22 protein-coding genes are annotated in these 18,860 nt (G+C 37.5%); 9 read left to right on the top strand and 13 right to left on the bottom strand.

Annotated features, from left to right (window positions below):
- Positions 1-43: 43 nt before the first annotated feature.
- The gene (locus AC2JBO_RS07795) at positions 44-403 is read right to left on the bottom strand and encodes a nucleotidyltransferase domain-containing protein (protein WP_496953062.1); all 360 of its coding nucleotides are present in this window, start codon (positions 401-403) and stop codon (positions 44-46) included.
- Positions 394-1,254, bottom strand: coding sequence for an STM4013/SEN3800 family hydrolase (locus AC2JBO_RS07790; protein WP_496953061.1), 861 nt, complete (start codon positions 1,252-1,254; stop codon positions 394-396). The genes AC2JBO_RS07795 and AC2JBO_RS07790 overlap by 10 nt, the downstream gene beginning before the upstream one ends.
- A gap of 302 nt (positions 1,255-1,556) precedes the next feature.
- On the opposite strand from AC2JBO_RS07790, the gene AC2JBO_RS07785 reads away from it, so the two are divergent.
- Positions 1,557-1,760, top strand: a complete 204-nt coding sequence (locus AC2JBO_RS07785; protein WP_496953060.1) for a hypothetical protein — start codon at positions 1,557-1,559, stop codon at positions 1,758-1,760.
- Between the two features lie 36 nt (positions 1,761-1,796).
- Here AC2JBO_RS07785 and AC2JBO_RS07780 read toward each other — a convergent pair whose 3' ends face one another.
- From AC2JBO_RS07780 to AC2JBO_RS07770, 3 genes are all read right to left on the bottom strand, one after another.
- Entirely contained in the window at positions 1,797-2,078 is a 282-nt protein-coding gene (locus AC2JBO_RS07780) for a type II toxin-antitoxin system RelE family toxin (RefSeq protein WP_496953102.1), read from the bottom strand.
- Between the two features lies 1 nt (position 2,079).
- Positions 2,080-2,358, bottom strand: a complete 279-nt coding sequence (locus AC2JBO_RS07775; protein ID WP_496953059.1) for a type II toxin-antitoxin system prevent-host-death family antitoxin — start codon at positions 2,356-2,358, stop codon at positions 2,080-2,082.
- Positions 2,359-2,450: 92 nt separating this feature from the next.
- A complete protein-coding gene (locus tag AC2JBO_RS07770; protein WP_496953101.1) occupies positions 2,451-2,825 on the bottom strand; it encodes a helix-turn-helix domain-containing protein in 375 nt (124 codons plus the stop codon).
- Positions 2,826-2,937: 112 nt separating this feature from the next.
- Between AC2JBO_RS07770 and AC2JBO_RS07765 the strand changes: the two genes are divergently transcribed.
- Together AC2JBO_RS07765 and AC2JBO_RS07760 are read left to right on the top strand one after the other, a co-directional pair.
- Positions 2,938-3,255 carry a DUF433 domain-containing protein gene (locus AC2JBO_RS07765; RefSeq protein WP_496953058.1) on the top strand — a complete coding sequence of 106 codons (318 nt, stop codon included), beginning with the start codon at positions 2,938-2,940 and terminating at the stop codon, positions 3,253-3,255.
- The gene (locus AC2JBO_RS07760; protein ID WP_496953057.1) at positions 3,255-3,641 is read left to right on the top strand and encodes a DUF5615 family PIN-like protein; all 387 of its coding nucleotides are present in this window, start codon (positions 3,255-3,257) and stop codon (positions 3,639-3,641) included. Before AC2JBO_RS07765 ends, AC2JBO_RS07760 begins: the two co-directional genes overlap by 1 nt.
- Before the next feature lie 97 nt (positions 3,642-3,738).
- Here the strand turns inward: AC2JBO_RS07760 and AC2JBO_RS07755 are convergent, their stop codons facing one another.
- The 6 genes from AC2JBO_RS07755 to AC2JBO_RS07730 all read right to left on the bottom strand — a co-directional run bounded on the left by AC2JBO_RS07755 (position 3,739) and on the right by AC2JBO_RS07730 (position 13,058).
- Positions 3,739-4,890, bottom strand: a complete 1,152-nt coding sequence (locus tag AC2JBO_RS07755) for an STM4014 family protein (RefSeq protein ID WP_496953056.1) — start codon at positions 4,888-4,890, stop codon at positions 3,739-3,741.
- Positions 4,891-4,906: 16 nt separating this feature from the next.
- Entirely contained in the window at positions 4,907-5,242 is a 336-nt protein-coding gene (locus AC2JBO_RS07750) for a hypothetical protein (RefSeq protein ID WP_496953055.1), read from the bottom strand.
- Between the two features lie 134 nt (positions 5,243-5,376).
- Positions 5,377-6,615, bottom strand: coding sequence for a hypothetical protein (locus AC2JBO_RS07745; RefSeq protein ID WP_496953054.1), 1,239 nt, complete (start codon positions 6,613-6,615; stop codon positions 5,377-5,379).
- 382 nt (positions 6,616-6,997) lie between these two features.
- A complete protein-coding gene (locus AC2JBO_RS07740) occupies positions 6,998-7,222 on the bottom strand; it encodes a hypothetical protein (RefSeq protein WP_496953053.1) in 225 nt (74 codons plus the stop codon).
- A 204-nt stretch (positions 7,223-7,426) separates the two neighbouring features.
- Complete coding sequence (locus AC2JBO_RS07735) at positions 7,427-11,506, bottom strand: hypothetical protein (RefSeq protein ID WP_496953052.1); 4,080 nt, start codon at positions 11,504-11,506, stop codon at positions 7,427-7,429.
- A 256-nt stretch (positions 11,507-11,762) separates the two neighbouring features.
- Complete coding sequence (locus AC2JBO_RS07730; RefSeq protein ID WP_496953051.1) at positions 11,763-13,058, bottom strand: tetratricopeptide repeat protein; 1,296 nt, start codon at positions 13,056-13,058, stop codon at positions 11,763-11,765.
- 120 nt (positions 13,059-13,178) lie between these two features.
- Between AC2JBO_RS07730 and AC2JBO_RS07725 the strand changes: the two genes are divergently transcribed.
- The gene (locus AC2JBO_RS07725) at positions 13,179-13,610 is read left to right on the top strand and encodes a DUF3574 domain-containing protein (RefSeq protein ID WP_496953050.1); all 432 of its coding nucleotides are present in this window, start codon (positions 13,179-13,181) and stop codon (positions 13,608-13,610) included.
- 80 nt (positions 13,611-13,690) lie between these two features.
- On the opposite strand, the gene AC2JBO_RS07720 is transcribed toward AC2JBO_RS07725, so the two are convergent.
- Positions 13,691-14,155 carry a hypothetical protein gene (locus AC2JBO_RS07720; protein WP_496953049.1) on the bottom strand — a complete coding sequence of 155 codons (465 nt, stop codon included), beginning with the start codon at positions 14,153-14,155 and terminating at the stop codon, positions 13,691-13,693.
- Positions 14,156-14,435: 280 nt separating this feature from the next.
- Between AC2JBO_RS07720 and AC2JBO_RS07715 the strand changes: the two genes are divergently transcribed.
- The 5 genes from AC2JBO_RS07715 (at position 14,436) to AC2JBO_RS07695 (ending at position 17,951) form a co-directional block, all read left to right on the top strand.
- Positions 14,436-15,362 (top strand): HEAT repeat domain-containing protein, encoded by a 927-nt coding sequence (locus AC2JBO_RS07715; protein WP_496953048.1) that lies wholly within the window; start codon positions 14,436-14,438, stop codon positions 15,360-15,362.
- Between the two features lie 159 nt (positions 15,363-15,521).
- Complete coding sequence (locus tag AC2JBO_RS07710) at positions 15,522-16,343, top strand: HEAT repeat domain-containing protein (RefSeq protein WP_496953047.1); 822 nt, start codon at positions 15,522-15,524, stop codon at positions 16,341-16,343.
- A complete protein-coding gene (locus AC2JBO_RS07705) occupies positions 16,343-17,041 on the top strand; it encodes a hypothetical protein (protein ID WP_496953046.1) in 699 nt (232 codons plus the stop codon). Before AC2JBO_RS07710 ends, AC2JBO_RS07705 begins: the two co-directional genes overlap by 1 nt.
- Positions 17,042-17,152: 111 nt before the next feature.
- Positions 17,153-17,608, top strand: a complete 456-nt coding sequence (locus AC2JBO_RS07700; RefSeq protein ID WP_496953045.1) for a hypothetical protein — start codon at positions 17,153-17,155, stop codon at positions 17,606-17,608.
- Positions 17,547-17,951, top strand: a complete 405-nt coding sequence (locus AC2JBO_RS07695) for a hypothetical protein (RefSeq protein WP_496953044.1) — start codon at positions 17,547-17,549, stop codon at positions 17,949-17,951. The genes AC2JBO_RS07700 and AC2JBO_RS07695 overlap by 62 nt, the downstream gene beginning before the upstream one ends.
- Positions 17,952-18,126: 175 nt before the next feature.
- Here AC2JBO_RS07695 and AC2JBO_RS07690 read toward each other — a convergent pair.
- A partial coding sequence (locus AC2JBO_RS07690) for a PIN/TRAM domain-containing protein (protein WP_496953043.1) occupies positions 18,127-18,860 on the bottom strand: 734 nt, incomplete at its 5' end.

The following is an 18,860-nucleotide window of genomic DNA, read 5'->3' as shown; positions in this document are numbered from 1 at the left end:
TTATTCGCTTCGTTTTTAACCGCCTCGGATTGAAAATCCAAGGCTAATAGCTGAAGTGTGTTGAAACACACTGGGACAAGGAATACAGTAATTTTCCTTTTTCTACGATTTTTCTTGTCAGCGAAGCTAAAACTGTTTTAAAAGTTTCAACATCAGAGCGAGTTTTGACTAAAACATCAACATCAACTGCAAGGTCATTTAAAGCGTTTATAGCCTTCACACCATACTCTATACGGTTGAATTCAGGAATTCCATCTGGCATAATTACGCATAAGTCTATGTCGCTATATTTATTTGGAGTTCCCCAGGCATAAGAACCGAAGAGTATAATTTCTTCAGGGTTTAACTCAGCTACTAAACGTCGAGTTATTTCGTCAATTACTTCCTTTGTAATTAGTGCCATACGTTTATTGCTACTGGTTGTTGGGTTTCGTTCTCTACATTTTTTAAATCTATGCCCTCACTACCTTCTAAGATAAACTCAGCATAAGGAACCGTCCACACTACAGGATGGCTCAATCTATGTCCAGTGTATCCGTCATCACCATAAGTTGTCCCGTGGTCGGAGCAAAGAATGCAAAATGTTGAAGCTCTTTGCCGGAATATATCCCAGAGTTTACCTAACTGACTATCAACATATTCCAAAGCGGCGCCGTGAGATTCGATAGTGTCGGTTTTAGCACCTGGTAGGTAAAAGTAATTCGGTTGATGTAGTGCGGAGATGTTAATAAATAAGAATACGCGCTGACTTTTTGGTGTTCTTTCCAAAATTTCTTGCGCTAGTGCTATTTGCTTTTCTGTCGAGTCAGGGTTAGTAACTCCTAACTCTCGACTCCAGTGGCTTTCAGCAAACATTGATGGAAAGACGTTTCCTAAAGGATTGAGTTTATTAAAAAATCCAACACCACCTATACAAACGGTATGATAGCCCCTAACGGCTAAACCTTCGACAATATTGGCGCCTTCTAACACGCATGTATTTTCTGTAGTCGTAGCGCTACCTTCAAAACCTAAAGCAAAAGCGCGCGGGTGAACACCTGGAGTTACAGGAGTAGGAAAAAAGCCTGCAAAAAACGCATGATGGGCAGCGTAGGTAAAATTTCCAGGGGAGTGACGTTGTTCCCAGCCTAAGTTTGGAAGTACTGCCGCTAAGTTAGGAAGGCGCCTTTGGGTAAGTAAGTCTTTCGCTACGTCATAGCGCAAAGTGTCCAGGGTAATAAATAATATGTCGTGAGTCCCAACAATTTGATTCATGTTAAACATAATGAATTAATATAAAGGAGTAAAAAATGGCTAAGCTGGTTGCTGGAGTGAAATTCCAGGTGAGGCATTTGCTGATTTCAACGAAGAAATAATTACATGGCGCCAGCAGTCATTTTTGAAGAGGAGAGGTAATGAAACCAGTATTAATTGATACAAATATATTGTCGCTGTTTTTCCGTAATCAACCTCTTGTTGTTGAGTGACAAGCAATCGATAGGTAAAACTGCTGCATTGACTATGTAGCTGCTTTAACAGTTCAATTGGGCGAAGCCGAGTTTAAGGGGGTACTTGTAATGCAAAGTTTCCATCCTGACCAATTTTTTGGTGTCGAACAGCAAAAACGCTTATCTGAATTAATGGAATTATGGCGTAAAGCGCGCGACGAGGAAAAGTTGTTGCCAAAAGAACTACAAGCAGAATTAGATAGCTTGGTAGAGGCTGAACTAAACGCAACTGCAAAAAGAGCAAAGTTTTTAATACAACAACAAAGTGAGTGAATCCAAATTATACATTGCAATAATTAACCATTTGAATTAGCCTAATAAACGTTGAAGTTGCTTGTATACTTCGTCATCGTTACGCTTTCCTACTAAAATTACCTCAACTAAATCCTCATCAACATTAAAGCGGTAAACAATTCGGTATTCTCCACAATCCACACGATAATATCCTGCATAACCAGCTAATTCTTTATAATCAGCAGGCAAAGGGTCAACATTTAACGACATTACCTTTTTAGCAATTTGAGCAGCAATTTTAGGTTGTAAGCCTTTAAGAAAATCAAGAACTGTCTCAAGACCATCAAGTTTTGCCATATTATAAGGTAGTATCATCAAGCGCAGCCAGACGCTTGAGTTCTGCTGTAAAAGTTTCCGTACCAACCATTTGCGAATTAGAGAGCGCTGTTTGAGCTTGCTGACCTATAATCAAGTCTTCTAACAAGGCAAGTCGGTTTATTAACTGCTCGTAGTTCTCAACGGACATAATTACATAGCTAGGTTGCGATTCGTCTGTTAGTAAAACAGGTTCAACAGCAGCCTGATTTAAAACCTCATTATGAGTATTTTGCATTTCTTTGACTGAAAAACGCTGCATTTTTCAAATTTATAATGATTGTTAACTATATTTTACCCCACGTTTGGGCTGATATTTGCTATCTTATACCCAAAGAAGAAAGATAATCAAACCTAACTTGTTTTAATGGCATATGGTTGAATCAGCACATCGGCAGAAATTCCCAATCGTTGATTTAAACGTCTAATCATGTCCAAAGTCAAAGGCTGTTTGCGCTCTAAAATGTCAATAACTTCTTCTTTACTACCAATTATTGGTTCTAAGTCACCCTGTGAGAGTCCACGAGATTCTAAATAATATAAAATTGCTTCAATTGGTTCTGGTGGCTCAATTGGGTAATGCTGCTGTTCATATGCTTCTACCAGCGTCGTTAAAATGTCTAAACGGTCAAACTCCGGAGTATCTGGTTCTGCATCAAATAACTTTTCAATCTCTTTCAGTGCCGCACGATAATCAATTTCATTTTTGATTGGGCGAAGTTCAATCATCATAATAAATCCTCAAATTGTTGTTGCATCTTATAATAGAGTTAAAGTTTTTGCTCTTTTATTATTTAGCTTGTACTGTAAGTGCCGTCATGTTCTATGTATGAGGTTTGAGATGAATACCAAACTTGTTGACTCGCTTGTACAAATTATCGAATCTCTTAGCTCTGAAGAAATTGCTCTTCTTCAAGAAAAACTAAGTGCTATCCAAAAAACTCCTGGTGTTTGTGGGGGTCATGCGCGCGTTCGTAATACTCGAATACCCGTCTGGACATTAGTATCGTATCATCAACAAGGAGCAGATAATACAGAGTTACTGCGTAATTTTCCTGGTTTGACACTTCAAGATTTAAACAGTGCTTGGGCTTATTATAATCGTCACCAAGATGAGATTAACAATATTTTAGCTTCCTACCAAGAAGATGATGTCTAATGGCTGACCTTTACTCGAACGAAAACTTCCCCTCGGATATTGTCATAATCCTTCGTCAAAAAGGGCACAATGTTTTAACTTCTTATGAAGCGGGACAAGCAAATCAGGGTATTCCTGATGATGAAGTATTAATTTTTGCAACCCAACAAAATCGTATTGTCATAACGCTTAACCGAGATGACTTTATTAACTTACACCGCAGTAATGTTAACCACGCTGGTATTATTATTTGTAAGGATGATAGAGACTACCTTGGACAAGCAAATACTGTTGATATTTGTCTTAAAGAGGAAACCAATCTCTCGAACCGCCTTATTAGAATTAAAAAACAGAATCAGCCTAAATCTAGCCAGCAAATTTATGTTATTCAAGAATATCGGAGATAAACTTATAACTACAAATTGTAACTCATAAGGTTTTACTGAAACATAAGCATTTCTATTATTTTAATTGTTTTGCTAAAAATCTAATTAAGAGTTAGCACTAATCTTGTGGGATGGGCATCCTGCCCGTCTCTTCCAATATTGCCTTAACCTCGCTTGTATAAGTATCCATACCATTCCATAAAATACCTGGTAACAAATCACCGAAAGCGTTTATTTCTAAAATCGCGTGTTGTTTCCAATCGGGTAAAATTAATAAGTCCACTCCGCAATATAAGCTGTTTGGAAATAAACCTGCTGCTTGCTCACAAGTGTACTTCATTGCTTCCCAATTTTCGGCGCCTACTTGGGTTAATAATTCCTCACTATCACCTCTCTCATTACCCAAGTGTAAATTCGTCATCGGACTTTTGCCCAACCTGACAACTATATGTTGCGCTTCACCGTTGATAACTACTATGCGCGCGTCAAAACCACATCCTTGTAAACGCGCTTTAGGTAGCCATTCTTCAACCTGCACACCTTCTGCTGTTAAAATATTAATAATATCGGCGATTTCTTCTTTACGTGTGTAGTTACGAATTTTACGCGAGTTATAAAGTAATGTTTCCCCGTCTTCTCGCACTCGTTCGACAGTAGTTATAGCTGACTCATATCGTGCGTTTGCTTGATATGCCACAACTCCAGATGCAGCAGAACCGTGAGAAAGTTTGACAAATACTCTGTCTATTTCCTGTTGTTGCATTTGTTCGCGTAAGTGGTCGTAGCTATGAATTTTACCAAGCGAACGAGGAACGGGAATGTTATGGCGCCGGAATAGTTCGTGACAAGCTGGTTTATCAAACATTGTTGCGATATCTTCGGGATGGTTCATGAAACCTACACACCCGGAGAGGTTCCATTGTTGTAATAGATGGCGCCAGCCTAAATACCATTGCCGAGGGTATAATATGCGTCCTTTGTCAAATTCTAATAAAGCAACTTCAGCAGGACTTATACGCTGGTGTTGTCCGTCATCAGCTACGGCAAAACCTGCGGCAATAATGGCTTTATCCACATCAAAGTTCCTTTCTGGAGAGTCAAAGCGGATAATAGTGTTTAGTGTGTTAAATTGTTCGAGGGTTTGTTTGCCTGCTATTAAGTCTTCGTAAGGAATGATTGTGGCAGGTGGTAAATTGAAATGAGAGAGCGCTTGTTGTAGGAAACCTGGGCGCCTGTTTTCGAGGTTAGCGATGACAATAAAGTTTAGCATTTTGTTATTTCCATTTTTATTCATATAGTGCCCAGTAAGGAAAAGCGATTGTCCCTTCAGCCATCTCTTCTTGAGAATCTGCTACAACTCGACATTTAAGTTGAGACATCTTCTCAATCATTTCTGATGATATACAATTATTATAAATATTTAAGGTATGAAGGTTATTGACACCCGGACAATTGAGTAGAAGGGATGCTCCTTCATCTGTTAAGCTGCCCATTGATAAATCAAGAACCTGAAGTTTTTCAAAAATTTGAGACTTTGTAATATAATAAGCAATTTCATTTGCATAATCGCACCTACGTAACCCTAGATAAATTAAACTTGGAGTGAAATTACTGTTCAACACTGTAAGCAAACTTTCAAGAACTGTATCTACACAACTTTTTGAACTTCTGCCAAACCATAATTTAATGCGTCAGATAGCGCTGCAATCCTTGCCTCTACGTTTGAACTTTTAAGCCGATTATTTAATCCTTAACCTTACTCATGTAAAGCGTAGTAACGTGAATATCCTCCTCTTCTTGGGTCACTCATTTTTTCTTGAGAATGTGTTATTAGCAAGTAATCGAGTTGTGACATTTGTTTGATCTGCATAATGAATTCTTCCGATATGCAGCTACTAGAAATATTTAGAGTGTGTAAATTACTTAATTCTTGACACTCAATTAAAGTTTCTAATCCTTCATCTGTTAAACTACCCATTGATAAATCAAGTACTTCAAGTTCTTCAATAATAGGAAATTCAGCCATGAAAGATGATTGAGCAATAGCTGAAGCTATTGCATCAGCATATTCGCTACTACGTAAACCTAAATATTTTAAGTTTGGAAATGATTCGCTGAAAAGAATTGGTTTAAGGCTATCAATAGTTTGCTCAGAATTATGCTCGCTACCTTTACCCATCCATAGCTCAAAATACTCTAAAGCTGGTAATTTAAGTGAACAAAGACGATATATTGCAACATCACTGATGTTTGCTGTCTCTACAATCAAAGTTTTTAAATTGTCATGCTGTAGTTTTTCACAATCCAATTCGTTACAGTAACCGCGAATGTGGAATACCTCTAAATTAGAATAAGCTTTTAAAATTAGACTAATATCACCAAGCTTAAGGTAAGACTTTTTATATTTGTTTTCTTTACTGTCACCAATAAACAATGCTTTAAGATTTTTTAATTTACTACGAGCTTCAAACAGTATATCTACTAAACTATCAAATTCTTCATTTATACCATCACCATATGGGTCATAGTCATTCGAGAAATAATATATTAAAGCTTCAACTTTAGTAGCTTCTTTACCTTGTAAAAGTAACTGTAATTGTTCATTATTAACAATATAGGCTGTGTTATCTAGATGACTAGTTTCAATTTGATGATTAAATTTATTTACATTCCAATCTTTTAGAGTCTTAAAAAACAACCAAGGCTCGCAACCTAATAAAGCTCCTATTCCTTCCTCATCTTTCTTTTCTAACAGTAGTTCTGAAGCAGCTTTATAAATTTCTAACGAAGAATCTTGTAATGCTTCAATAATTAAATCGAAACCCGCATCTCCATAATTTAGCGCATCAGATAGAGCTGTTAGTTTTACTTTTATATCTGAACTTTTCCAGCGTTTTTTTACCCCTTCCAGTCCTCCTAATACTGCTCCTGTAGTTGAAAGCACTGCCTCTCCACCTAGTACTACATCAAAATCTCTTGGTTGCTTATCTGCCATTGCTACCTACCACTGCACAACTGTATGCTTAGGATGCCCAAAAACTGGAAGATTATATAAGACGACAAAACAGACAATACTGCTATGGAATGTTTCTGTCAGGCGCCACTTATCCCCATAAATGTATATTACCTCATTAGTTATTATGTATTGTAAAAATTAGTCAAAGTTTTGTGACTAAATGATGTAGCTTATACAGTAGGTGCCCTAATATTATCGACTCAGCGGCATTATCATTTCACCCAGATGATGTTTAATGGATGACCTTGTTACTCATGTACATCATCATAGTAGTCAGCTTCCAAAGCCAATACTGCTCGGTTAAGGAAATAAAGCAGGCTGTAACCCTTGATTTATCATTGTTTTTCATGCGAAAAAAGGCTTAACCGAGGAGTATTGCTTCCAAAGCTTCTTCTCGATAAGACTTTTCAAACTGTGGTTCTGCGATAACTCGACAATTTAGTTTAGATAAACTTTGAATCATCTTTGTGGATAGAACATTCCCAGAAATATCTAAGGTATGCAGTTTATCTACCGAAGGACTATTTAATAAAAGTTTTGCACCTTCGTCAGTTAAAGTACCCATAGATAGATTAAGTACTCTCAATTGTTTAGGATTCTGGAACTATTTAAGCAATTTTTAACTCCTTCTAGTCTTCCTAATACAACATCAAAATTTGTAGGTTGATTATCTGCCATCGTTATTTACCGTTAACTTCATTGGTACTCAAGTTTTATATTGAAGATTTATAGTTGGGTTCCGCAAAGCCTTCACCTAACCTACATTACTGCACAGGCGCTTTGGCCTATGCTACGAACTTATGTTTATTTTACGCAGGTAATGTAGGTAATGTATGTAATGTTTTAATTGTTGTAGTTCAGGTTCTGTTAGTTCTGTAAGCGAGGATGTTAATTCTTGGCGTAATTGCTCGATATTTATGTTAGAGGCGCCTTCGTTAGATGTTGGGGTTAACTTTGAAGTAGATAATGGTAGTGTTGGTATATCGAGTGATATTTCTTGCAGATTGATATTCCAGTTTGTTGCAGAATTATTGCGATTTTGCCTTTGACGTTTTGCATCTTCGTTTCTACCTGTATTTTCTGAAAAATCAGCTTGTTTTCCTTTGATAACTAGCCACCTTTCTCTAGCAAATTTTTGTATATTAGCTGGAGTTTGTTGAGTCTCTGTAAATTTCTCAAGTATTTTGAGGGCTGGAACAAATTCACCAATTTTTTCAATGGCAACACAAACTTCTAAAATTCTTGCTGCTGTAGGTGCCCATGTAGGTAAGGAAATAGTTTGAGCTACAAATTCACTTAGTATACTACGCTGTCCGCTTTCCATTCTTTTAACAATTTCAGGCGTTAATTTGGCATCATGAGCCATATGAGCTACTATCTTGATGTGTTCGTTATCCCCTAATTGTTGTTGGCGATACAATGCTATTGCTTCCGACCATCGACTAGTTTTTATTTCAATGTCTAAAAGATTTGAGAAGTCTTGTGTTTGTTTTAGCGCTTCACGTATTAAAGGTAAGAATGATTCCCATCCTGTAATTGGAGAATTGTTGTTTTTCCACACTTTTACAACGCACGTAAACATTTTGGCTTGACTAAACCAGTGTAAATTCTCAGGAGGTTCTACTGTTTGGGCTTTCGCTACTGCATATTCAATATGGTCAATACGTTGCTGTTGCTCCCACAGGTTGATAGCTTGCTGAAATTCCTTAGCACGATAGAGGCATTGTCCTGCAAGATATATTGTATCTTCTGGAGTGGCGCCATAAGTAGGGGCAATTTTTTTAAGTGCTTCGCTCCATAGTTTCCAATCTTGGATTTCTATCTTTTGTTGGTTGCTGATAAAGTAGTTAAGAGTCTTGAAATAGCGCTCTATTACAGATTGCCAAGTAAAATCACTACGTTGCTGGCGCCAATAAGCTTCTTGGTTACATAAAAAAGTAGAAAATTGACTAATTGAAGTTGGTGAGAACGTTTTGCCCTCAGTATCTAGCATGAATCTAACTATCGGCAGCCAAGCGGTTTCTAAGGAATTGGGGTTTTTGGTAGTCCAGTCAAAAACTTCTTGCCAGCATTTACCTTCCCAAAAACATTGCCATGCTTCTTGTTGAGGATTTAACTCTAAATCTACAAGCGCGCTTAATTCCATAAATACGCAACCTGCTTCCTTAAGTTTACCTTTAATACGCAAAATCCAAGCTTCGCAGTAGCGAACTTCGGCAGACATTTTGTCTTTATTATAGTAATAGATAGCCGTCTTCAAGTTGCGGATGCTTTGATTTTCAATTCCACTCAATAACCATTGTTTAGCGTTGGTCTGATGATTATCTTGATTTGTACCTGGCATTGTAAAGTACGTTTCAAGAGAATTTATTTTGTGTTTCCATCTTTCCAGGTAGAGCTTACCCTGTTGATTTTGAGAGCTTGTTAGACGTATTCTCTGTAACCAAGATGCTAACTGTGTTTTTGTTGCTGCTTGCCATAAAAGGTTATCGCCATTTTCGGTATCAATAATTGCTAAGTAGTCTGTTGAGCGGCTGACAGCTACATAAAGCTTGTTAAGAAAATATTCTAACTGAAGATTTTCTTTAGTGTTTCCAAGGGATTGTAAGGAATGACCAAAGTGCTTGCTGTAGTATTCACCAAAAAAGCAAACGACGATAGATGAGAGTTCCAAACCTTTAAGACTTATAGATGTATATACTGTAGGAGGAATTTGTCCGTTATCTTCAAATGTAAAGACCTGTTTTAATATTTCCGAACTTTGTAAAAATTCTAGTTCCCCTCCTTCATCACATGGTAAGAGGAAAATAGCTCCACTCTCAACAAGTTTTCTAAGTTCCTGAACTAAAAGGTTAGTACCCATAACACCTTTTTGAGGAGGTCTACCATGCTGTGTCCACCAAGGTTCTTGTGGTTCAAGGTTACTAATATCAAATAAAACGCGGCGCCATAAGTGTATGAAATTTGTAAACTTGACAATAGAGCTAGGAGAACGGTAATTTTGCCGTAGTTCATGCAGTGCTAATTTATCAGGAAACCGCAAAGAACGCGAGTTGTCAGGGTCGAGAGGAGTCAAAATTTTCTCGTAAAAGTTCGCGCGAAAACTTGACCAGCTAAAACCTGTTGGGTTAAGTGTTTGTAGTGGGTCTCCTGCAAAGGCAAAAGGTAAACTGTTAACAACACCACACGGCAGAAGGTATTTAGACCAAATAGATAGTCTTAAAATTAGTTGAAGTTCAACGCGCGTAAAGTCTTGAGCTTCATCACAAAAAATAGCCGCATAGCGCGCGGATAATATCTGTCCATCAGCAATTCCTTTTAGTACAGTTCTCGCCAAATCTTGGTCATCCCATAACTGCTCGTCTTTACATAAATTGCAATACCATTTCCAAATATGGTTATATATTTCTTTAAAATCATCATCAGAAACTTTCTTGTGTTCTGTTGGAATTTCTTCTATATATTCCTCAATACTTAGGTAATTATGAGACTCATCGACAAAATAATAGCCTTTTATATAAGTACGAATAACGTGCCAGCAAACTTCTGCACTATAGCGTTGTGAAGTAAAAGCTTTGTTATATCGCTTCTTAAATTCATGAAACGAAATATATTTACTACGGCTGAATTGAGTATTTATTATTCCTAGAGGTAAACACAAGAGCAAAAAAGATTGAAAAGGTTGAAAACATTCTTTCAATGAATCAATTTTTCCTGTAAGGTGATATGATTTTCCGATGTAGCGCGCGTAGCTTTTGAGAATTCGCTCTACTGTGTCACAAGCTCTTTCTGTCAAGCGCTCACTGTAAGTCAAAAATAAAGGTTTTGGCTGAATAAAACCCTCTGTTAGCGTACTATCAGTCATTTCCGCTAAATAAAGGTCGCAATAGTAAGCAAAGGCATAATGCAACATGGTAGACTTTCCGCTTCCAGCCCTACCATTAATAAACGCAGGAAAATTTATATTATGTAATAATTCTTCTTCTTCTCCTGACAAAGCTAGATTTGTATTCGGTTCTAACTCCATAACCTGCCAGTATTCTTGGTCGTAAACAATAAAGTCAGGGTAAGAACGACGAGCATAACGTGCAATATCACTTGCACTTAAATTACTATTACTTAACTGCTCACAGGCTGCTTGGCTTCCAAACAAGTTCAATTTATTACCAATATTAGCAATTTCTACATTTGTTGGTATCTTATCAAAGGCGCCGAGTAAAAAGAGAATTTCTCGACTTTGAGCATCTTGAGGACAAATGCGACTAAACAGCACAGAGTATCCAGTTTGCGCGTCGCTATATAGCTGAACTTTTGTATAGGGTGTATTTTGAATTTTATACTTTAGCGGCTCTGCTCCAACTAGTTGAGCAACAATATCATGAAAAATTGGTAATTGCTCAAAGCTAGAGGAGTTACGCTTCTGAAAATACTCAACCCAAACACTGCTCTCGTAAATTACCTTATCTTCCTGTTGCATCAAGGTCGGACGTTCTAGCCAACGACATAAATAATCTGGAATAAGAACTTCTTTAGAAGTAGCTTTGTCATGTGAGTCAAGCCATTCTTGTATATGACTCCGGTTTATATGTTGCTCACCCCATAACCTAGGATTATTCAAAAAATCGCGATATTCATTACCACCTCGCGATAAAATATGAGAGAAGTATAAAACTCGATTTTCCCCGAATAACTCCAAGCTCGCAATCAGACGTAAATTACCGATTCGCCTTATCCAATAAGGAAAGCGACTACTAAAAAGTAGACTGAATAATGAAGGGTCTGACTCAATTCGCTGTTTTAATGTTTCAATTAATGTTATTTGATGCGTTTGTGCATCCTTTGCTACTTGTGCTGATATGTAAATATACATAGACTTGATTCTCTCAAACAATCTACCTGAGCTTCTTTATCACTAAAGTTAGGTAGCATTGCCAAGCCTATAGAACTGACGCACCCAAACTTAAGCTGTATCCACCTAGACACAGTATTCCCTGTTCTAACTGAGAATTAACTCTGAGAGGAATATAAAAATTGTTGCATCGTATTGTGATTTTTGATAGTGCTTTAAGGGCGGGCAAGGATGCCCGCTCCACAAGAGTTAAGATGAATTTAATAGTATTTATGTTTTAATTGTTTTTTGCTACTGATTTTGCGGCACATTCAACTAAGGATATGTCATGTTGGCGATTTGCAGGCGCCTCTATATTATTTTCTGGTTGAACTGTTTTGAGTACTTCAGATGCACGTTGATACTGTCCGGCTTCTGCGTACCCTTGGGCAAGTGCTTGAATTGCTTTGTTTTTGGCAGGTTGAGATGTGAGGGTGTTAATTATGGCTTGTGCTTTATCGTACTGTTTGTTACGTGCGTATTCTAAAATAATGCTTGCGCGCGCTGTATCTTGCCAAGAGTTACCTGGCATTTGATTAACGAGTTTAATTGCGTCGTCAAATCTTTGTTTACTGGCATAGGCGCCTGGTAATTCATAATATGCAGAGCCACCTGGGTCAATTGCGACGATTGTTTTTTCAAGGTTTTTGGCTGGCTCTATTTGTCTATCGTTAATATATCTTTTTGCAATGGCAGCTAAAGCAGGCGCCTTGTAAACGTCATCTTTTATTGTAAGGACAAGTTTTTGGAGTTGAGGAAGTTGGCTTGTAGTTGCCTGTGATGCGATAGACTCTAGTGCTTTGCTTTGTTCGTACTCTTTTTTAATAGTTTGCGCTAACTGAATACCTTTATTAAAGTTACCTAGCCTTACATATTCAACAGCAATCCCCGATAATGCTGTTGCTTTGCTATCCTCATCTTTAATGCGATTTGCTATTTGCAACGCTTCTGTGAAACGATTTGCCGCTGCATACTCAATCGCAATATCTGCTAGTAGATAACCTTGCAGTTCTTGTGAACGCGAACGTGCATACTTCAAAGCTTGCGAGAATAAGCGGTCTGCCTGTTGTTTGTTTCCAGCTTTGGCATACTGGCGCCCAATTATTGCTAATCCCCGTGCTTTCTCAGTACTTCCTGCTTCGTTATTTATACTTTGGACAAGTTGGATAGCTCGGTTATATTGCTTTTTCTCTGCTAAGAGAGTTGCAATTGCTACTTTGGTTTGCTGTGGTATTAAATCATGATCCATCCGTTTGACTAATTGAATAGCTTGGTCAAATTGTCCTGCGTCTGCATATTTTAGTGATACATCCGCCCAATATTGTGATGTAAACTCCGCAGCTAAAATAAGTGGTCCTTCCCCTGCGCTAGGTTCACCAACACTTATATAGCAAGCAAGTGGAATACCTTTTAACTTAAGCTGTGTGTTTTGAGATTGATTATTATTTGCATATGTAATCTTTGTCTCAATTGGGATGGCGCCTACTCCAAGACACACTATGGTCAATGTAAATAAGATTGATTTGAATTTCACTGGTTTTAATTGATACCCTTGATTACTTACTGTTATAACATACTGGGCAAATTGCTTAAACAAGAATAATTAACCGTTTAGTAGAGAAGAACCCTCTTTTATCAACTTACAGTAAACACAATGTTATTAAACCAAAATTTTCAAAACAGCTTGAAAAGCTTAACTCTTGCAGGTTTACTGCTTTCCAGTTCTGCCTGCACTAACCTAATGACGCGCGCGGAATCATCTCAAAAAACTCTTATTAAAGAGGAATTATACTTTGGCTTATCCAGAGCAGGAGGAAAAACAGTCTCCGAGGTTGAATGGCAGCAGTTTCTTAACCGCGTTATTACACCACGGTTTAAAGATGGGTTAACTGTTGTGGATGCTAATGGTCAGTATCTTAACAGTTCCGGGGTACTAGTAAAAGAAAAGAGTAAGCTAATTATTTTGATTTACGAGGAAAATTCGACCAAAAATAAAATGGTTAAAGATACGATATCTAACTATAAACAAACATTCCGGCAAGAAGCTGTGTTGAGAGTGACCAGTGATGTGAAGGTGTCTTTTTGATTTGGACTAGGGGCAGGCAGGGATGCCTGCTCCACAAAAATATTTCAATCAACTATCCGTTACATCCGTTATATCCGTTGCTAATTACTATCAACAATGGGTTTATTTATTTCCTTACACTTATCTTCGGCAGCTTTGTAAGCATCAAGGTAAGGCTTATCACCCAGCATTACATCACCATAATACTCATATGGTGCATTCCCATATATAGGTAAAGGGTCATCTTCAGGATAATCTTCTTGCGACTCTTCAATAATCTCCTTTAAGTTCTCTATCGTAATTCGCTGTGCTGCAAAATACAATAACTTCTCAGCAGATTTATTGAGATGCTGTAAATTTGGGTCAATAATAGTATCTCCCACTTCAATCCACGCATGTTCAATGGGGCGATATGGTTGTCCCGGAAAAACCAAAAATCCTTGTACGTAAATCGCTCCCTCCGTCTCTAATGCTGCCTTATAAGCATTATCGAACGGCTTCTTCGACTTACTCTTTATACTTTTAGCGACCTCTAAAGACAGCGCCTTATCCAATTGTTTACTCATCCACAGCTTGAAAAACGAGCAGCAACAACATCCTAACACTCACCATCCGGCGCCGGACATTGGACATTGGACATAAATCTAAAATTATTCGTTATTTTTTCTCCACACAACTTTAATAGTACTAAAGTATTTTTATCTTACCTCTGTGTTCTCCGTGCCTCTGTGGTGAAATAATTTTTTTACCACAGAGTCGCAGAGAGCGCAGAGAGGTAGGTTGGGTGGAGGAACGGAACCCAACATATAAGGAAGGAGATAGAAAAGCATAGGGGGTAAAACTACAATGACCAATAACTCTGAAGAACCGAGAAAATTTGATGCAGTCAAAGGTGGACAAGTACCATCACCAGTTAACGGCGCCGTTTTAGGTGGTATAAAAAGACTACATCAACGCTTTACTTCCCTTGACGAACAAGTACGTCTTGAAGCTATTGCAAATGCTTCAATGTACGGTAATGAAGGAATAAATATTTTAGTTAAAGCGCTTAAAGACTCATCGCTGCAAGTCAGAGTCAACGCTTATCTAACTTTAAAACAATTAAATCAAGCAGAATTAGAAATTCGACGAGGAGTACATTTAAATATAGGTGACAAAATTTACTGTGTATACCGTACTGCACTTAGCTACGGTGATGACTGGTATTACTTTATTGACTCAATAGATGACGACGAGGATGAAGAAGAATATGATGAAGAGGATAAGTATGAAGAAAAGTTCCAGTTTTATAAACCGCTTTTAGATGAAGATGAGGACGGCTACTTACACTATATTACCGATGCAAGAGAGAAGTGTGAAATGGACGGGATTTTATATCATCTAGTACATAGCTACGATAAACCAGATTTAAACTCTCTTCACATTTCCATAGATAGAGCGGAGACCACAGCAAAGTGTTTACATCGTCAGCAACTTTTGCAACTAGATGAAGAATTAGGACATATTTACATTCAATATGACCATGAAAATGAGGTATTAAGCCAGTGGTGTCAAGAAAACAATGTATCTATAAAATGTAATGAAAATGAATATGCATGGGACTTTCAAGCTAGAATATTCAAAAAATTACAAAAATTTTCAGATATTGACCTTCTAAATAGATACTGGGAATTTATTCTACCCAAGTCCAGGCGCCTTGCATTTGTCCACGAATGCATTATTGACAGAAAATGCTACTTACAAGGTAGCTTATTAAATATACAACAACCCTAAATTATCTATCCCTCTTCTTCTCTTCCTTTGTGTACGAGCGTGTACTTTGTGGTTCGTCATAAAAATATTGTTTTCACAAATCAATACAAATAAACTTAGCATGGCTGAATACTTTTGCTTATTATGTGGGAACCATATATATAAATATCATTATATATTATGCAAAAAAACTCTCAAGAACCAGGAAAATTCGATGCAGTCAAAGGCAGACAAGTACCACCACCAGTTAGTGGCGCCGTTTTAGGTGGAATAGAAGGATTGCGTCAACGCTTTGCAACAGGGAATGAACAAATACGTCTCGACGCTGTGGCAAATGCCTCTATATATGGCGATGAAGCATTAGATATTTTAGTAAAAGCCCTTAAAGACACATCATTACAAGTTAGAGTCAAAGCTTACAAAATATTGAAAGAGTCAAATCAAGCAGAATCAGAAACTGCTAAAGGGATACTTTTAAGAGTTGGTGATATTAGTTATAAAGTTTATATCTCAGCAATTGATTACGATGATGATTACTATACAATTCTCGATTCAATGCAAGCAATTCAAGAACATCGTTTCGAGTATGATGAATCACCATCATTCATCAAAACCTTTTTTCTGAAAGAAGATGCAGAAATTTTTGCAAACGAAATCCATATGAAAATTTTAGAAGGTGAAAATTTAACTGATGCTAATTGGAAAAACTTCTTAAAATCTAAAGCTGCTTTTTTATTAAGTCATAGCGATTTATCTGGTTTTTATCGGAACTTTGAACTACAAATAACTGATTGGTGTAAAATGCACAAAATTAATTTATTGAGTGAGATAGATGAAGATGACTTTGAATTTCAAGAGAAAGTTATACAATATCTTGGACAAAGCGGACAGTATCAATTACTTGATGAGCTTAGGGAATTACTTGGAATAAGAAAATTCGCTTTTGTCCACGAAGAAACAATTTTAGAGGACAGCTACTTGAAAATAAAGGATAACATCTAATGCTTGGACTCAGTATTACAGCTATCGGACTTCGCACAACTAATCAGTGCATGGAAATTTTTCAAACACTCCAACAACCAATGCAGCTTGATTTTATTGAACTTGCTATCGGTAGTCCTTGTGATATTAACTTTGATTACCCCGATGTCCCAATTATTCTACACGATTCCTGTCTTTACAAAGACGGCATTCGCAAACGGCTTAGTTTACAACATCCTCAAACCTGGCCCCCATATGCCGAGTTTATCAAAAACCATGATGTACGCGCACTCTCACTTCATGCACCTTTACAACGTGATATTACAAAGCATGAATTAGAAGTTGCTTTATCTAAGCTGGAAGATACTCTTGGTGTTCCAGTATATGTTGAGGTTATGCCGACAGAAGAATACTGGTGTTCTAGCTTCGATACTTTAGTAAATCATCCTTTATTGCTTGATGTATCTCATATTCTGATTTGGCGCCAGGGTAACTTAGATTTAACCAAAGAAACTTGCCTAAGACTTTTAGACTCTGTACAGGTTGGAGAAATACACCTTAGCCATAACAAAGGTAAAGCTGATACCCATGATTTGATACCAGCTGATGTTTGGTTTGCTGGATGCATTCAAGAATGGGGCGCCAGCTATTTTGTCACTTTCGAGAGTTTGCCAAAACAGTATGCAGAATATGAAAGATTAGACAAACGCAAATTTTAGAAAAACAATTAACCTACCCAGACAAGTAATCTGTTTGGTACAAATCTACTATAAATAAATGCTTCTGCTTGTTGTGTGGGAACTATATATAAAACAGTATCGTTAAGTGCTATGGTAAAAGACTCTGAGGAACCAAGAGAATTTGATGCAGTTATTGGTGGACAAGCTTCTCCACCAATTAGCAGCGCCGTTTTGGGTGGTATAAAAGGTTTACGCCAACGCTTTGCTTCCCTGAACGAACAAGTACGTCTTGATGCTATGTCAAATGCCCCACATTACGGTAATGAAGGAATAAATATTTTAGTTAAAGCACTAAATGACACATCGCTACAAGTCAGAGTCCATGCTTATAAAATTTTAAAAGAGTTAAATCAAGCAGAGTCAGAAATACGATTAGGCATTCGCTTAAACGTAGGTGACAAAATTTACTGCGTTTATTATTCGTCATTTTACTACAATGATGAATTTTACAGCCTAAAAGATTTAATTGATAAAAATGATAAAGATGAAGATCGACTGTTCTATCAACAACAATCAGGAAAAAGAATTAGAATCTTTTCATGTTAATGAAAGTCAAGCAAGGGAAGCTGCTAAGTATTTACATAGTCAGCGGCTTCTAGAACTCGATGAAGAAATAGGAAATATCGATTGTCAATTATCCTATGATACAAAGCAACTAAACCAGTGGTGCCAAAATAAAAATTTATTTCTAAAGTGTAAGAAATCAGAATCGTTTTTGGAGTTTCAAAATCGAATATTTAGAACTTTGCAAAAGCATTTAGACATTGAGCTTCTCAACAGATTTTGGGGATATACCGTAGGTGTGAAACGCCTTGCATTTATCCACCAACTTATTATTGATAGAAAATCTTACTTGCAGAGCCGTTTTCTAAACACACAGCAGCCATAATAAGAATTGTCAACTCTTCTTCTCTCACTTTGCGTTCTTAGCCCAACCTTTTTATAACAAAGACCAACTGAGCCAGTGGTGTAAGTTTTCAACCATTGGGGGTATGAGCGTAATAAATAAACCGACACAGTTCGTTGCATCGGTTTTTATAATTTAATATTAGGTTCAGGCGCCTTTATGCAAAAGCAGATGCTTGAGGTTTGGCGAAAATCATTCTTCCTGCGGATGTTTGTAGTGCGCTGGTAACGGTGACGCGAACTTCGCCACCTACATAAGGACTACCTTCTTCAACGACGACCATTGTGCCATCGTCGAGATAACCTATACCTTGACTTGGTTCTTTTCCTTCTTTGAGAATCTTAATATCGATGTTGTCTCCGGGCAAGTAACTCGGACGAACTGCGTTAACTAAGTCGTTGACGTTGAGTACTGGTACTTTCTGAACGCTGGCAACTTTAGATAGATTGTAGTCGTTCGTTAACAATGTTCCGTTGATTTCTTGCGCGAACTTGACTAACTTGGCATCGACGGTTGCTATATCGTCATAGTCTGAGGAATTTATAATTATACGTTCGGGATAAGTTTCTCGAATACGGTTGAGAATTTCTAGTCCGCGTCTTCCTCGTACTCGCTTTTGGTCTTTGCTTGCGTCGGCGACTTGCTGTAATTCCTGTAGTACGAATTGTGGTACTATTATAGAACCCTCTAAAAACCCTGTTTCTAAGAGTGCTTCAATACGACCATCAATAATACAGCTTGTGTCTAAAACTTTTGTACCAGCGGGTTTTAGTGTCCCTTCCACTACCAACGCTCCGACGTTGCTAGGATTAATAAACCTCATTAATCCTCGTCCGTGGGTGTCGGCTAAGTTCATACCACTATAAGCTAGTACAATACTACCGACTACTG

The organism is Calothrix sp. CBUCES-K 9914, from assembly GCF_059640475.1.
Note: the sequence above shows the minus strand (reverse complement) of the source record. Positions and strands in the feature narration are given on the sequence as shown.

Bases quoted from the DNA above. Each gene is read 5' to 3' on its own strand.
- AC2JBO_RS07795 (WP_496953062.1), bottom strand. From the start codon at position 403: ATGGCACTAATTACAAAGGAAGTAATTGACGAAATAACTCGACGTTTA.
- AC2JBO_RS07790 (WP_496953061.1), bottom strand. From the start codon at position 1,254: ATGAATCAAATTGTTGGGACTCACGACATATTATTTATTACCCTGGAC.
- AC2JBO_RS07785 (WP_496953060.1), top strand. From the start codon at position 1,557: ATGCAAAGTTTCCATCCTGACCAATTTTTTGGTGTCGAACAGCAAAAA.
- AC2JBO_RS07780 (WP_496953102.1), bottom strand. From the start codon at position 2,078: ATGGCAAAACTTGATGGTCTTGAGACAGTTCTTGATTTTCTTAAAGGC.
- AC2JBO_RS07775 (WP_496953059.1), bottom strand. From the start codon at position 2,358: ATGCAGCGTTTTTCAGTCAAAGAAATGCAAAATACTCATAATGAGGTT.
- AC2JBO_RS07770 (WP_496953101.1), bottom strand. From the start codon at position 2,825: ATGATTGAACTTCGCCCAATCAAAAATGAAATTGATTATCGTGCGGCA.
- AC2JBO_RS07765 (WP_496953058.1), top strand. From the start codon at position 2,938: ATGAATACCAAACTTGTTGACTCGCTTGTACAAATTATCGAATCTCTT.
- AC2JBO_RS07760 (WP_496953057.1), top strand. From the start codon at position 3,255: ATGGCTGACCTTTACTCGAACGAAAACTTCCCCTCGGATATTGTCATA.
- AC2JBO_RS07755 (WP_496953056.1), bottom strand. From the start codon at position 4,890: ATGCTAAACTTTATTGTCATCGCTAACCTCGAAAACAGGCGCCCAGGT.
- AC2JBO_RS07745 (WP_496953054.1), bottom strand. From the start codon at position 6,615: ATGGCAGATAAGCAACCAAGAGATTTTGATGTAGTACTAGGTGGAGAG.
- AC2JBO_RS07735 (WP_496953052.1), bottom strand. From the start codon at position 11,506: ATGTATATTTACATATCAGCACAAGTAGCAAAGGATGCACAAACGCAT.
- AC2JBO_RS07725 (WP_496953050.1), top strand. From the start codon at position 13,179: ATGTTATTAAACCAAAATTTTCAAAACAGCTTGAAAAGCTTAACTCTT.
- AC2JBO_RS07720 (WP_496953049.1), bottom strand. From the start codon at position 14,155: ATGAGTAAACAATTGGATAAGGCGCTGTCTTTAGAGGTCGCTAAAAGT.
- AC2JBO_RS07715 (WP_496953048.1), top strand. From the start codon at position 14,436: ATGACCAATAACTCTGAAGAACCGAGAAAATTTGATGCAGTCAAAGGT.
- AC2JBO_RS07710 (WP_496953047.1), top strand. From the start codon at position 15,522: ATGCAAAAAAACTCTCAAGAACCAGGAAAATTCGATGCAGTCAAAGGC.
- AC2JBO_RS07705 (WP_496953046.1), top strand. From the start codon at position 16,343: ATGCTTGGACTCAGTATTACAGCTATCGGACTTCGCACAACTAATCAG.
- AC2JBO_RS07700 (WP_496953045.1), top strand. From the start codon at position 17,153: ATGGTAAAAGACTCTGAGGAACCAAGAGAATTTGATGCAGTTATTGGT.
- AC2JBO_RS07695 (WP_496953044.1), top strand. From the start codon at position 17,547: ATGAAGATCGACTGTTCTATCAACAACAATCAGGAAAAAGAATTAGAA.